Source organism: Desulfoluna sp. HI9BLuna (assembly GCF_056829775.1).
In genome coordinates, this window is sequence record NZ_CP186555.1 from 946708 (window position 1) to 960182 (window position 13475).

The 13475-nt window shown below is 54.7% G+C and carries 17 protein-coding genes and 1 tRNA gene; 9 read left to right on the forward strand and 9 right to left on the reverse strand.

Features of this window, described 5'->3' with window-relative positions; translation table 11 throughout:
• Positions 1-119: 119 nt before the first annotated feature.
• The 7 genes from ACOYW0_RS03680 to ACOYW0_RS03710 form a co-directional block, all read right to left on the reverse strand.
• Positions 120-368 (reverse strand): hypothetical protein, encoded by a 249-nt coding sequence (locus ACOYW0_RS03680; protein ID WP_482417219.1) that lies wholly within the window; start codon positions 366-368, stop codon positions 120-122.
• A complete protein-coding gene (locus ACOYW0_RS03685; RefSeq protein ID WP_482417220.1) occupies positions 365-544 on the reverse strand; it encodes a hypothetical protein in 180 nt (59 codons plus the stop codon). The genes ACOYW0_RS03680 and ACOYW0_RS03685 overlap by 4 nt, the downstream gene beginning before the upstream one ends.
• A gap of 17 nt (positions 545-561) precedes the next feature.
• Positions 562-3006: a toprim domain-containing protein gene (locus tag ACOYW0_RS03690; RefSeq protein ID WP_482417221.1), complete on the reverse strand. Its 2445-nt coding sequence runs from the start codon at positions 3004-3006 to the stop codon at positions 562-564.
• Between the two features lie 187 nt (positions 3007-3193).
• Positions 3194-3460: a hypothetical protein gene (locus ACOYW0_RS03695; protein WP_482417222.1), complete on the reverse strand. Its 267-nt coding sequence runs from the start codon at positions 3458-3460 to the stop codon at positions 3194-3196.
• Entirely contained in the window at positions 3453-3662 is a 210-nt protein-coding gene (locus tag ACOYW0_RS03700) for a hypothetical protein (protein WP_482417223.1), read from the reverse strand. Before ACOYW0_RS03700 ends, ACOYW0_RS03695 begins: the two co-directional genes overlap by 8 nt.
• Positions 3663-3743: 81 nt before the next feature.
• On the reverse strand, positions 3744-4232 hold the full coding sequence (locus ACOYW0_RS03705) for a phage regulatory CII family protein (RefSeq protein WP_482417224.1): 489 nt from the start codon (positions 4230-4232) through the stop codon (positions 3744-3746).
• Positions 4233-4354: 122 nt separating this feature from the next.
• Entirely contained in the window at positions 4355-4549 is a 195-nt protein-coding gene (locus ACOYW0_RS03710; protein WP_482417225.1) for a helix-turn-helix domain-containing protein, read from the reverse strand.
• Between the two features lie 62 nt (positions 4550-4611).
• On the opposite strand from ACOYW0_RS03710, the gene ACOYW0_RS03715 reads away from it, so the two are divergent.
• From ACOYW0_RS03715 to ACOYW0_RS03740, 6 genes are all read left to right on the forward strand, one after another.
• Positions 4612-5073 (forward strand): helix-turn-helix domain-containing protein, encoded by a 462-nt coding sequence (locus ACOYW0_RS03715; protein WP_482417226.1) that lies wholly within the window; start codon positions 4612-4614, stop codon positions 5071-5073.
• Positions 5074-5344: 271 nt separating this feature from the next.
• A complete protein-coding gene (locus tag ACOYW0_RS03720) occupies positions 5345-5860 on the forward strand; it encodes a hypothetical protein (protein WP_482417227.1) in 516 nt (171 codons plus the stop codon).
• Between the two features lie 133 nt (positions 5861-5993).
• Complete coding sequence (locus ACOYW0_RS03725; protein ID WP_482417228.1) at positions 5994-6296, forward strand: hypothetical protein; 303 nt, start codon at positions 5994-5996, stop codon at positions 6294-6296.
• A 183-nt stretch (positions 6297-6479) separates the two neighbouring features.
• Positions 6480-6803 carry a hypothetical protein gene (locus tag ACOYW0_RS03730; RefSeq protein ID WP_482417229.1) on the forward strand — a complete coding sequence of 108 codons (324 nt, stop codon included), beginning with the start codon at positions 6480-6482 and terminating at the stop codon, positions 6801-6803.
• A gap of 62 nt (positions 6804-6865) precedes the next feature.
• Complete coding sequence (locus ACOYW0_RS03735) at positions 6866-7123, forward strand: helix-turn-helix domain-containing protein (RefSeq protein ID WP_482417230.1); 258 nt, start codon at positions 6866-6868, stop codon at positions 7121-7123.
• 30 nt (positions 7124-7153) lie between these two features.
• Positions 7154-8251 (forward strand): tyrosine-type recombinase/integrase, encoded by a 1098-nt coding sequence (locus ACOYW0_RS03740; protein ID WP_482417231.1) that lies wholly within the window; start codon positions 7154-7156, stop codon positions 8249-8251.
• Positions 8252-8549: 298 nt separating this feature from the next.
• Here the strand turns inward: ACOYW0_RS03740 and ACOYW0_RS03745 are convergent.
• Positions 8550-8636, reverse strand: a tRNA-Leu gene (locus tag ACOYW0_RS03745).
• A 228-nt stretch (positions 8637-8864) separates the two neighbouring features.
• Here ACOYW0_RS03745 and ACOYW0_RS03750 point away from each other — a divergent pair.
• From ACOYW0_RS03750 to ACOYW0_RS03760, 3 genes are all read left to right on the forward strand, one after another.
• A complete protein-coding gene (locus tag ACOYW0_RS03750) occupies positions 8865-9467 on the forward strand; it encodes a Maf family protein (protein ID WP_482417232.1) in 603 nt (200 codons plus the stop codon).
• Positions 9468-9473: 6 nt separating this feature from the next.
• Positions 9474-10169, forward strand: coding sequence for a YggS family pyridoxal phosphate-dependent enzyme (locus ACOYW0_RS03755; RefSeq protein WP_482417233.1), 696 nt, complete (start codon positions 9474-9476; stop codon positions 10167-10169).
• Positions 10170-10424: 255 nt separating this feature from the next.
• Positions 10425-10976, forward strand: a complete 552-nt coding sequence (locus ACOYW0_RS03760; protein WP_482417234.1) for an epoxyqueuosine reductase QueH — start codon at positions 10425-10427, stop codon at positions 10974-10976.
• Positions 10977-11087: 111 nt separating this feature from the next.
• On the opposite strand, the gene ACOYW0_RS03765 is transcribed toward ACOYW0_RS03760, so the two are convergent.
• Entirely contained in the window at positions 11088-13385 is a 2298-nt protein-coding gene (locus ACOYW0_RS03765; RefSeq protein WP_482417235.1) for a GspE/PulE family protein, read from the reverse strand.
• Positions 13386-13475 lie beyond the last annotated feature (90 nt).

The window sequence follows — 13475 nt, forward strand, 5'->3', positions numbered from 1 at the left end:
TCCCCTCTTGGGTCACTTACCCAACCTGTTTGTTCAGCCCCACAAATAGGGCACTTAACCTCGACTTCGCATGAAGTAACCTTTACGCGCATGACTGTCTTATTTCCCATCTAACCCCCTTATTTTTCTTTCACATCAAGTAACGCATCACGCATCGCTTCAAGCCGATCGATGTATTCCTGGACGTCTTCAGGATCTGACAACAGCTCCGTGATAGGTATTGCTGTTACTTCTTCACAATGTTGCTCGCTGTTTTTTGCGGATTGTTCGGTGTAGAGTTCTGCCAGGAACACGCTTGAGACATAGCCGCTGCTGTTATGAGCATAGAACAAGCCGTGTTTCTTCAGCACATAGGGAATCTCTTTCATGCAACCACCTCCCTATCTTCAGGAAAACCCCATCTTTCAAACCGCACTGGATCCTTCGGTTCAAGTGACTCAAGGAGTGCAACAACAGCCGTGTGAATTTCTGTTTCTGTATCTCCGACAAACCGAAAGTTGTCGATTACTTCAATGATTCGTTGTGCGAGTCTTTCTTTTGTCATGCCTTGATTCCCCTTGTTTATGCTTCAAACACCCAACACTTCAGCGTCTTTTTTCGATCCCCATTCCACACGGCTCGGTTACTCTCAACAAACTTGTGCCGGCGGGAACTCGGCAACAGCTTTTTCAATTGGGTAATGTCCATGAGTTCCTGGCCACGGGAAAGGCATTCGGCCCGAAAGTCGTTCAGATTCACGGCAATGATGGCGGGATCTTTTGACATGTTCATGCTGGAAATCTGGGAGGCCGAGCGCTCGGCTTCCATAAAGTAGAAGGCATCCCAGAACCGCTCGACCATGGGGTGGTCGCTGGCCAGACGCCCTTCACGGTCCTTGGCCCGTTCGATCAGGTAATCGGTGAGCTGCTTTTTTACGTCGCTTGTTACGTCCGGAAAGATAACTGAAAGAGCATGGCCACAGGCGGCCACCTGAGCGTGATTTTTGATGAGTCGTTCGTTCTTGATACCGGCCTTTTGGAAAACAGGTTCAAGCTCATCGAACGCCTTGAAGTAAGCATCGAGGATGCGCGTCTCGTTCTTCAGCGCCACCGTGAGAAAGCCACTGACTGTAGATGAATCCTGCCGCTCGAACCATCGGGCGATCTCACGGGTGCCTGGGCCATGATGGCCTTTATCCACATGGCAATGGACGATACGTTCCAGGAGGGCCTTGGAACCGTCCACCGTGGCGTTCTGGGAAAAGATAATGGTGCCTTTGAATAGCTGCTCGTCTGTATCGTTGCCGCGCTTGGCCACGCCCAGGGTACCTGTGGCGCGTCCATTAAAGAAGGGCTTGAACTCGTCGAAGTTTGCCTGCTTGGCTTTCTTGTCCATATCGGGATCATCGCGGTCCGACTCAATCAGGACCACGGGCAGATTGGACATCTGGTTGAACGCGCGCCGTCGACCGGCCTTGGTCGATTTCAGAAAGTCAAAACCTTCTTCATCGTCTCTGCCCACCAGCTTCCAGACGAACTCAAGGTTTGTGGATTTTCCTGTGCCCGGATCACCGGTGACCTCCAGGAATGGAAGGCTCTTGTGTACGGCCCGGATCTGCTGCGCAAAGAGGGTCCCTAACCAGAAGCCCAGCAAAGTCACACCGTGCCAGTGAAAAGCCTGCTTGTAATTGTTGAACCAGTCGGGGCTGAATTCCCCACCTGTGTTAAAACTCGGACTCGTCAAGTTGGTTTTCATACCCTTCCCCTGTGTTTCGAAGTAGCCGTGCTCGTTCAATTTGATTTCCTTACCCCGGTTGTATGCATGTTTTTGGAACACCCATGTTTTGGACTCCGCGTCATACCCTACAAATGATAGGGCCCTGATCCTGAGAAGCTTCCGGTCAAGCCACCTCTTGGACAAAACCGAAAAATCACGACTGCCCCCGAGAAAGCCTCCGCCCACGGTGTTGTTCAAAAGGGCATTGTGAAGGGCCAGCTTTGATGAAAGGCAGGTACCTTCCAGCTCGATTAAATGCCCCGGCGTGCCATCTCGGTATGTCACCTGAAACACGTATTTCTGTTCATTCAGCACCTCGTCTTTGGTGACATACAAAAGCTGAGGAGACATCTTGCTGATCCGGTCTACCGTCGTATGGTTGGAAAACACCTCCCTCCCTTCCTTTGAAAAAACATCAACGCCTCTCTCCTCAAGGTCGTCGTCAAGTTTGGAGTCTATGGAAACGGAATAAAGGGCGTCTTGGAATTCCACCAGATGATAGTTGTTCGGAAATTTTTCATAGAGTCGCCGAACCTTTTCTCCCACAGATGCCGCCGTAAAAAGAGAACCCTCATAGATACACTCTTCAATGAACTTGTCCGTCAGCGCCCTCTCCTGCCACAGGTCGTCCCAGTCCTTTTTCCCATCCTTGAGAAGACACACCTCCACGTGCTCCCCCATCTCCTTTAATGTCCGGTAGTGCTTGCGCATGTACTTACGCCCGGCGCTGTCACCATCCAGGGCAAGCACCCACACGACGCCACGGCCCTTATGGACTTTAATAAGATTGGCAGGAAAGTTGTTGCAGCTTATGGCCGCAACCACCTTGCGACCTGTGTGCTCCAGCGCGATGGCATGAAAAACCCCCTCAGTGATGAAACATTTATCCCCTTGTTCCAGAATCTGATCGGGGGGCATCCAGACATCTCCACGGTAAAGTGACCCGTCTGCCTTGCGCTTCCCACCCATGTGGGCCTTCTGCCCATCGGCCTTGGTCTTGCCGATAAGCCGCTCCCAGAATCTTGTGCGCTCGGCGTCCAGATAGAACCTGACCGTGGGCACCCAGCCCCCTCCGTCTTTCAGGTGATGAGCCTCCTGGTCGTACCACTCAGAGATGCGCGACGGTGTGAAGCCCCTATCCTCCATCAAATAGGCTTCGGCCGTGGCCTTCGGATTTTCCGGCGTAGGCGGGAACCGCTTTTCGTAGTTTTCAAAGAGATGGGGAAGCAGCTCCTTGGCCGTCCAGCTCATGCCGCAATTGTTCTCTCGACCACACGCTATGCGAAAGGGCTTCTCCTTGCTGACATACAATTCTTTGTGGCCGCAGTTGGGGCAGATGCCGTACCGAAGGTAACTTCCCTGCTCTTTGAATTGAAAACGCGCATCCTGCCTGAGGGCCCCGACGATCTCCTGGGCCCGGTTGTTCGAGGTGTGGCCATCATACATCGGTGGGTCCTTCCATCTCTTTCTGTTTCAGCTCCAGGTTCTCGCGCATTTCTTTGAGCAAAAGGCCTGCTTCATGTTCAATGAGTTCTCCCCAGACCTTGGGTCCGGCGATCTGGGTCCAGCCGCCGTAGGGGGTTATCCTGAAATCCTTCATCACCTCTTCCAGGGTGGCAACGATCTTGTGGCCCCAGGCCTCGATCATTTCCACCTGGTCTATGTGTTTCCCAAGCTGCATAACTTCCGACTGTTGATTACACATAGCGGCCCTCCGTATCCAATCGGTTGAGGCACTCCAGGATATCCCCTCCCCACTTGCTTTTCAGCCAGTCTATGTCCTGGCTGTTGAGGGTTTCCCCCCGGTCGATGATCCCCACGAGGTATTCAATGATGGCCGACCCTCGTTCCAGGGTGGCCTGAATTTCCTTTATCGTGCCCACTTCGTATGTGATCTGGTTGTCCATAAGAACTCCTGTGTAAACCGTGCCGATGGCTGTGGCTCTCACCCCGACAAACATCGACCCATATTCATTGTCTGTTACTGACTACGCATAAATGGTTTGTGATTTGGCGATCTCGGTTTTGATGGCCAGGTACAACCCGGCAAAAGCTTGAAGCGCTTCCCAGGTCTCTTTCTCGCACTCGGCCAGCTCGTCATTGTCCAGGCGCCCGTCATCGCTCAGGCCATCGGCCAGGGCTTTGATTGCCTCGGCTGACTCCTTGGCTGTGGTGGCGCAGTACTGCATCCAGCTCACGGGGCTGATCTCGCCCTCGTCTTCGGGGATGGGCAGGCTGATCCGATTGAAATGGCGGTTCACCTCATCCAGGCTGTTGAGGTTGTCGGTCTCCTCCAGGATCACCATCCAGTCCAGGAGGCCCAGCTTGTTGGTGCGGCGCCCAACGGAGTGGGGATCCACATCCGCATAAAGGGTCTGGGGCCGAACCGACAACCGGTTGGCCAGCAGCTTCACCCCATGGCCTTTGACATCCCGTTGAACGCCCCGTAAAAGCTCAATGAATTCCGATCTATACATGATTCACCTCTTCACATTCCTGTTATCTATTCGATTTAAAAGTGCAATCCTGGCTTCACAGCCAGCCCGCCACTAAACTTTTTTGCTTGCGCCACTCAACAATTGTGGCAAGATGGGAGCACTTAACATTTTGGGGGCCAGATTTCTGACGGCTTCTTGTCGAGGGCCTTGATAATGAGCTCCCGGACAGGAGAACTTGGATAGGCACCATCCATGACTTGGCTCACCATTGAGCGCGTAACCCCTGCTTTTCTTGCGAGATCAACTGGCTTGATCCCTTTCGCTTTTAAAGCTTTTTTGATTTGGTCTTTGGTCATGGTCACCCTCACTAATTTCAATGTTTGTTTAGTGAGCTAAACTTTATTGATGGTATATACATATGTCAACGGTAATCGTAAAACTGTCGACGCCACAAGAGCGTCTAAAATACCTCGTAGACCTAAAAGCTAATGGAATTGCTGCGGATTTTGCGAGAGAAATTGGCGTGCAGCCAGCCACATTTCACAACTATCTTAAGGGGCGTTCACCCTCTTTTGATGTTCTTGTCGGCTTAAGGTCCGTCTATTCCATCAACATAAATTGGTTCATAGATGGTCATGGGGAAATGTATGGCGATGCCCCTGGCTCGTCTGAAGATCTCCAAATGGACTTGGAAGTCCTGCACCGAATCATCAAATGGGTGGAAGAGTGGCTGGACAGGGAGGACAAAATGCTCCCCCCAGACAAAAAGGCCCGATTCATTGCCCTGGCCTATGAATATTTTACGACGCCCAAGGAAGGCGAAGCAGGAAGGGATGTGGACGACAAGGCCATGAACAAGTGGATGAGGTTGGTGGGTTAGCGGATGGAAGATCTTGCAGCACTCAAAGCTTTCATTATTGGGTCGATTCTTATTGTCTTCCGAAACCAGATCGCTGTGTATATTGAAAAATTCATGACCTGGTTCCCGAAGTATGAGACAGAAATATTCAAATGGAAGTACTCTGTAAGGCCCGGCTACCTGGTTGTACTGGGGATTGTCTTTATTTGCCTTAGCTTCATAAGCCTTTATGTGCGGTTTTTTTCATAGCCGCGGTTCGCCTGCCTCTTTCTGTACGCCATGCAAGTTCACTGTGAAACGAGTTGAGTCTGCCGAGATGAGCCACGCCAAAAAGTCCGACAAGATTTTCGAGCGCCAAAGGTTATCCTCAAAAGGTACACCGATCTTTAAATACATTTTTTGTTGGGTGTACTACCTGGGTGGTGCCCTCACAATTCGATTTTTCATCATCGGTGATATCGATACGTTTAACATTGCTTTCTCTATCTTTTGGTGGGGGATGTTTCCCTTCGTTGTCACGAACTTTCAATTCGCGAAGGTGGTCCATTTAAACGAAGACAGGCTTGAGTTTCGTCACTGGCTCAAACGTAAATCCATCCCGATGGACAAGATACAAAAAGTAGAGCACTTGCGTCGGAGCAGAACAGAGAAGTGCACTATAAGGTTCGTGCCTGGGGCCAACCCGAAATCGATTTTCTTTTACATGCCATCACGGCTTGAGAGGTATGAGGCTCACCCGGTTATCAGGTTCATCAGCGACAGATACAAAGCCAAAACAAAACGAAAACTGACCATCCGCGAAACGTAGCCCCATAAAAGGCAAAGGCCCGGCATCCACATGCCGGGCCTTTTTTATTCCGCACCCTCCGCCCCTTGTTGCACGCCGCCCAAACCTGCGATACATCAACATCCCTTTTTAAATAGATGGAGATGTTGCAGACATGAATCGCGAAGCCATTGAAGCCCGGCTGCATGCCCTCATAAACGAAGCCCCCCACCAGACAAAAGACTCCAGCAAACCTGCTCGACCCGTCACCCCACAGAAGACATACAGCAAGGCCACCATGGCCGCCCTGATCCTGGGCGGGGCCATGCTCGGCGCCCTGGCCATGGGGATCTTTCGGGGTGATGCCGTGCCCCGGGCGGCCGTGCCCGAGGCGGTGGCCGTGGCGGGTGATTCCGGTGAGGCTTCCGGGATAGACACCTTCCTCTTGTACGTGGGGGTGGGCCGCCTGCGGAAATAAGACAGACCATAAAAAAACCACCCCGAATGCCGAGGTGGTTTTTTTGTGTTGTTCCTGTCGGTATATTCGGCTACCTTGAAAATCTCTCACCCCGATAAACATCGGCCCATATCCGGTCCTTCCGGCATGGGCCTTTTGTATTGGCCCCGGAAGGCGTTATTCGAAGCTTTAAGGGGAGAGATCATGACCCACACCATTTGCCACACCCAGGCCGCGGTTCGCGGCCCCAAATCCACCCTGCCCCTGGAGGAGATCCAGCGCCTCCTGGACGAGGGCCACAAGCAGACCGACGTGGCCCAACTCTTCGGCACCAGCCAGCCCACCATCAGCCGCCTTTGCCGAAACACCCACTCGGCAGCGGCCAGGAAAAAACCCAAGGACGGCCCCATCTGCACCTGCTGCGGCCAGCACACCGTGGCCAAGGGGAACCGGTTTCTCTGTTCCTGGTGCTTCACCCACGCGGACACTGCCGGACCTGCGTTTTCCGAACACGCCCTGGCCGTCTGAACCGGGGACACCCCTTCAGATGGTCTATGGATAGATCCCCTCAATACAATGGAGTTGGTTTCATGGAGTTGACACACAGTGACATGGAGGCGATGGCGGCGGCCATCGCGGGAAAAGTGGCGGACACCCTGCGGGCGGAGCAGACCGTTCAACGGTGGCTCACCCTGGAGGAAGCGGCGGGGTATGCCAAGGCGTCCAAGAACACCCTGCGCGGCTGGATCAATGCCGGGTACATCTACGGGTTCAAGCGGACGGGAAAGCTAATCGTGGACCGGGAGTCCATCGACGCCTGGTACGCATCTGAAACAATTCAATTTTAACGCGAATAGCATCCACGGATTCAGATTGACATGGCAGTTAAGCTCTCTTACGGTGTCACCATGCCCAGGCTCTGGAGACACACCGAACACGATACCTACTACGCACTCTGGCAGGAGAACGGCAAGCAGCGCCGCAAGGCCCTGTGCGTGCCGGGGTCCAAGCGCGCCACCAAAGACCCGAAGCTGGCCCGGAAGCTCTTCACCCAGTTTACCCGCCAGCTCATGACCGGGCAGGTGGCCGCCATGAAAACCAGCATGGCCAAAAGCTTCGGGGATTTTAAAAAGGAGTTTCTGGACTATGTGGAGACAAACCGGTCGGAGGGGACCTTCCTTGCGTACAAGCAGGGACTGAACAAGGCCTCCTCCTGCTGGGGGGATACCACGGATGTGAACCAGATCAACACCCGCCACCTGGACAAGCTGGGCAGCGACATGATCCGGGCGGGCCTGGCCCCGGCCACGGTGAACAAACACTACCGCCACGTGAAGGCCGCCCTGAAAAAAGCCCGGCAGTGGGAGTACATCGACCACCCCATTATTTTCCCCAAGCCCGTGAAAGAGCCCAAGAGTATCCGCTACATTCCCAAGGAGCACATGGCCCGGATCATGGCCCACATCGAGGAGCCGGAGTTCTACGACTTCTGCACCCTCTCCTGCTACCTGGGCCTCAGAAACGGGGAAGCCCTGCGCCTGACCCTGGCCGACGTGGACAACCCGCCCGACTACCTGCGCATCGTGCCCCTGCAGAAAAACCGGAAAGAGTCCCGGGTGCCCATCAACGCCACGGCCCGGGAAACCCTCTCCCGATGCATGGCCCGGGCCAGGGAGAAGAAGCGGCAAAAGATCTTCCACTGGACCTCCCGCACTCACACCGGGCACAAGTTCAAGCGGGCCGTCCGGGCCGCCGGGTTCGAGAACTACCGCTTCCACGACCTCCGCCACACCTTCGCCTCCTACCTGGCCATGGGCGGCGCCAACCTCCAGGCCATCCAGGAGCTCATGCGCCACGAATCCATGGCCTCCACCCTCATCTATTCCAAGCTCTCCCCGGATCACCTCAAGGCCGCCTCAGAACAATTTTGCCTTACCTTAGGCCCCATGCCCCTCCCCACCTGCACAGATGAATAAGAAAAGGTTTTGCCCCAGGGGCGCACATGCTCCGGGGCATCGCCCCTTCCCATGTGGTGACGGACTGCGCCCGTGCGTGACTTTTTTTGTGAGGTGCCACGGCGCGGCCATGGCAAAGGGGGAGCATTGGTTCAAGGAGAGGGGGTTCGGCGGGGCGTGTTCATTTTTCAACTGTAATGAAACTGTAATGAAAAACGGCCGATTTTGGCCCATTTTGTTACAGTATGAACGCAAAAAAGTTTCTTACCCATTGGCAAGAAACTTTTTATAAGATACCGAAATCGCATATGAATTTTTATGGTACCCGGAACGAGAATCGAACTCGTACAGCCTTGCGGCCGAGGGATTTTAAGTCCCTTGCGTCTACCAGTTCCGCCATCCGGGCAGAGCATAAAAATGGTCCTGTTCGACGTGTGTCGAAAGGACTGTATCTCTTTACTCGATTTTTTTTTGAATGGCAACCGACAATTTGGGGCTGAAAGATTTTAAGCTCCTTCGTAGCCTGAAAGGGGAAAGAAGCGCCCCGGCCCTCTGATGGCAAGGGGATGCGGCCACGCGGCTTATTTTACGGTGCGCCTTGCAACCCGGATTTATTTCTGCTACAACCCCCGAAATGAAAGAAAATCAACATATTGATACCCAACGACTTGTCCTTGCATCACAGTCTCCCCGACGGAAAGATCTCCTTGAAGAAGCCGGAGTCCTTATAGATATCCTCCCCAGCTGTGCCGATGAAGTCCTGCCGGAAGGGGTGGCGCCTTCGGGCTGCGCCATGGCACTGGCCCGGCTCAAGGCGCGGGACGTCGCCGAAACCCATCCCGAACGATGGGTCCTGGGGGCCGATACCATCGTGGTGGTGGATGACACGATTCTCGGCAAGCCTGACTCAGCAGACGACGCACGGCGCATGCTGTCCCTTTTGTCCGGGCGCAGCCATCAGGTGTGCACCGGATTCTGCCTGATCAACAAGGCCCTTGAGCGGGAAATCTGTGACGTTGTGGTCACCGACGTCACCTTCAAAGCGCTGTCCGAAGCCGAGATAAGCTGGTATATTGGCACGGATGAGCCCTTTGACAAGGCCGGTGCCTATGGAATCCAGGGCAAAGGAGCCTCCCTGGTCAGGGAGATCAAGGGCTCATACACCAACGTGGTGGGACTGCCCGTCTGCGAAGTGGTGGAACATTTAAAGGACATCGATCTGGTGGAGTTCAGATAGCACGAGATGAAAGATCGCATTGAACGTATTGAAAAGCAGATAAGAGAAGCCGCCGAAAAGGCCGGACGCAACCCCGACGAGATCCGACTCGTTGCCGTCAGCAAAATCAAACCTGCGGACATGGTCAGAGAAGCCAGGGACGCCGGTCAGACAATCTTCGGCGAGAACTACATCCAGGAAGCCGTTGCCAAAATCGAGGAGCTCGGAGACGACAGTATCGAATGGCACTTCATCGGCCACCTCCAGAGCAAAAAGTCGAAGTACGCAGCCGGGGTATTTACCCTGATCCACTCGGTGGACAGCCTGAAGCTGGCCAAAGAAATCGACAAACAGGCGGCCAAAAAAGAAGTGGTTCAGCCCATCCTGATCCAGGTCAACACCAGCGGCGAAGAGAGCAAGTCCGGCACCACGGCCGAGGAGGTCATTGAGCTGGTCCGAGACGTGGCCAACCTGGAACACGTTGCCGTCAAAGGCCTCATGACAATGCCCGCCTTTTTTGACGACCCGGAAGGGGCCCGGCCCTATTTCCGCCAGTTACGGCTCATCAAAGACCGTATTGATGCCCTGGGCATTCCCGGCGTGGAGATGAAGGAACTTTCCATGGGCATGAGCGGGGACTTTGAGGTAGCCATCGAAGAGGGCGCCACCCTGGTACGTGTGGGCACGGCCATCTTCGGTGCGCGGGACTATTCTGCAAAGTAAGACCATGTCGCCTCCGGTGGCCCCCGCCGGAGGCCAAACTTTTCAAAAGTTTGACAAGCAGGTTTCAAGGGCTATTTTGGTTTTTTCGAAAAGAGTTGGTTTACCGGTGGCCTTGTTTTAGCCTTCCGCCCCGTTGGGGTTCAGGGGGCAAAAGGGAATATTACCAAAAAATTTTTGCGGCGCCCTACGCCGCAGGCTTTTGCACAGACGGGACCTTATATTTAAAAAAGCGCCCGCAGGAGGCACTGAGCGACCATGAAAATTTTGATGCACACATGCTGCGGCCCCTGCGCCATCTACCCAACACGGGTGCTTCGCGAGGCAGGCCACACCTTGATGGGCTTTTTTTACCGCCACAACATCCACCCCTTCACCGAGTGTATGAAGCGTGAAGAGGCCATGCAGCAGTTTGCCGAATCCTGTGATTTAAGGATGATCTACCAGGAGGGATACGAACTGGAGGCCTTTCTCCGGGGCGCCGCCTTCCGGGAACAGGACCGCTGCCGGGTCTGCTATCACGACCGGCTCCGGGCCACGGCCCTTCTTGCCAAACGCGGGAAGTTCGAAGCGTTCACCTCCACCCTTCTCTACAGCCGTCACCAGAACCACGAACTCATCCGAAGCATCGGCGAGTCACTGGGCAGGCAGATTGGCGTAAAATTCTACTATGAGGATTTTCGCCCGGGCTGGAAGGAGGGCATCGACACCTCCAAAGAGATGGGCCTGTACCGGCAGCAGTACTGCGGATGCATCTACAGCGAAAAAGACCGGTATGCGAAAGAGATAAAATATGGGGCTAAGGGCTAAGGGCTAAGGGCTAAGGGCTAAGGGCTAAGGAGTTTAGCGTCTCCACACACTCGGGGCAATAAAAAAGGGCGACCTCCCGGTCGCCCTTCACTATTCACTATTCACCACTCACTACTTAATACACACCTTCCTCACCTGCAGCAGATCACAATACCCCTGGAAAATCTTGGCAATGCCGTCCTGCTTCAAACTGGTCATGCCGTCACGGACGGCCTGGTCCCGCAGCTCCTCCATGCGGGCGCTGGTCTGGATCAGCTTGCGCATCTCATCGGTTCCTTCCAGGAGTTCATGGATACCCATACGGCCTCGGTAGCCCGTGTTGCTGCACTTGTCACAGCCTTTGGGGCGATGCAGCATCAGGTCATCCGTGTAGGGAATGTTCAAAAACTGATCGAACTCCTCCTGGCTGCCAAACTCCCTCACCAGTTCATCGTACTCGTCACGGCTGGGGTGGTACTCCTCCTTGCAATCCTTACACAGGGTCCGCACCAGGCGCTGGGCCAGAATGCAGAGAATGGCGTCGGCAAAGTTGAATGGGTCCATGCCCATGTCGAGGAGACGGGTGATACTTTCGGGCGCGCTGTTGGTGTGAAGGGTGGAAAAAACGAGGTGACCTGTGAGGGAGGCCTCGATGCCGATATGGGTGGTCTCCCGGTCACGCATCTCCCCCACCATGATGACATCGGGGTCGGCCCGGAGAAAGGCCCGCATGGCCGCAGCAAAGTCGAAACCGATCTTCTGCTGCACCTGGACCTGCCTGAGGCCCTTCTGGGTAATCTCCACCGGGTCCTCGGCCGTCCAGATCTTTCGCTCCTCGTCGTTGATCTTGGCCAGGGCGGAGTGGAGGGTGGTGGTCTTGCCGGAGCCCGTGGGGCCGCAGACAAAGATGATGCCGTAAGGCTTGTTGATCATCTCCACGAATTTATCAAAGTTCCGGTCGGAAAAGCGCATGTCCTCCAAGGGAATGGGCTCTCCGGCCGCCAGGATCCTCAGCACCACATCTTCCATACCGCCCTGGGTGGGCACGGTGGCCACACGAAGCTCCACATCAAGGCCGCCGTAACGCTTGAACTTAATCTTGCCGTCCTGGGGCTTGCGGCGCTCGGCAATGTCCAGGTCACACATGATCTTGAGGCGTGATACGATGGCATTCCGGTACTGGTAGGGAATGGTCTGGTAGACCGCGCAGGCACCGTCGGTACGAAAGCGAACCTTGGTGTTCTCCTTGCCCGGATAGGGCTCGATATGGATATCCGAAACCCCTCGGTTGTAAGCATCGATAATGATCTTGTTCACCAGCTGGACCACCACGCTGCTCTCTTCGCTCAGGCTGCTTTCGGCCTCTTCGATCTCATCTTCTTCATCGGCCAGCTGAGAAATGATGTCGTCAATGGAGGATTGCTGTTTTTCGTCTTGGGTAAACAGGGTGATGTAGTCAAGGATATCCTCCCGAAAGGAGATAAAGGGTTCCAGCTCCCTTCCAGGGAAAAGCACGCGAATCTGCCCCATCTTCTGGGCATCGTGGGGGTCGTCCACAATGATCACCACCTTATCCCCCTCGGACCTCAGGGGCACCCAGTGGTTGTTGCGCATAAAGGGTACCTTCAGGTCCTCTAAGAGCTCTCCGGGGATGGGCATGCTGCTGTTGTACTCCACAAAGGGGGCCTTGTAGTAGCGGCTCAGGGCTTCGCCCACGTCACCTTTTGGAATGTTGAACCGGGAGAGGAGCACCTTCTCCACCGTCTCGCCGGTCTCCCTGGCCATCCGTTCGGCCTGGGACAGCTCCTTCTGGGTCATGATGTGATTTTCCAGGAGGTAGTCAAACTTGCTTTTCTTGTTTCGCGCCGCACGCTTCTGGTTGTACAGGGCGATCCCGATGATCTTGGCGATCTCCTGGAGGTTCTCTTCGTCCTGTGCGGTAAAGACATCCCCCTGCTTGCGGTTCATAAGCTGAACAGCGCCGAGGAGGTAAGTTTTGTAGAGGATGGGAACCACCAGCATCTGCCGGGTCACAAAGCCTGTCCTGCGGTCCCAGCTGGAATCAAAGGTGATGCTCGGGTCGATGGCGGCCAGCTCCTGGTTATCGTGGACATCCTTGATGTTCAGGAGGCTCTTTTTAAGGACACTGTAGCCGGCGATGCTGGAGGTGGTGATGGACAGGCGGATCTCGTCGATCTCCGTTCCGGTCTTGAACCGGGAGACGATCTCCCGTTTGACCCCGTCCACGTAGTAGATGGTGATGCGTTCGGCTTCAAAGAGGGACTTTATCTCATCTTTGAGATGAATGATGATGTCGTCCAGGTTCACCGCAGCGTAAATTTTGTTGCAGATGTCCTGAAGACGGGTACGGTAGGTCACTTCCTGCTGAAGGTTTTCGACTTCGCTCACCCCGTTGGTCGCTCCGCTCACAGCCCACTCCTTTGCTAATCACCGCATGGGCGACCCTGTAAGGGCCCTCGCAACGGAAAAGGGGACGGCACTTGGGGGGGGGTCGCCATC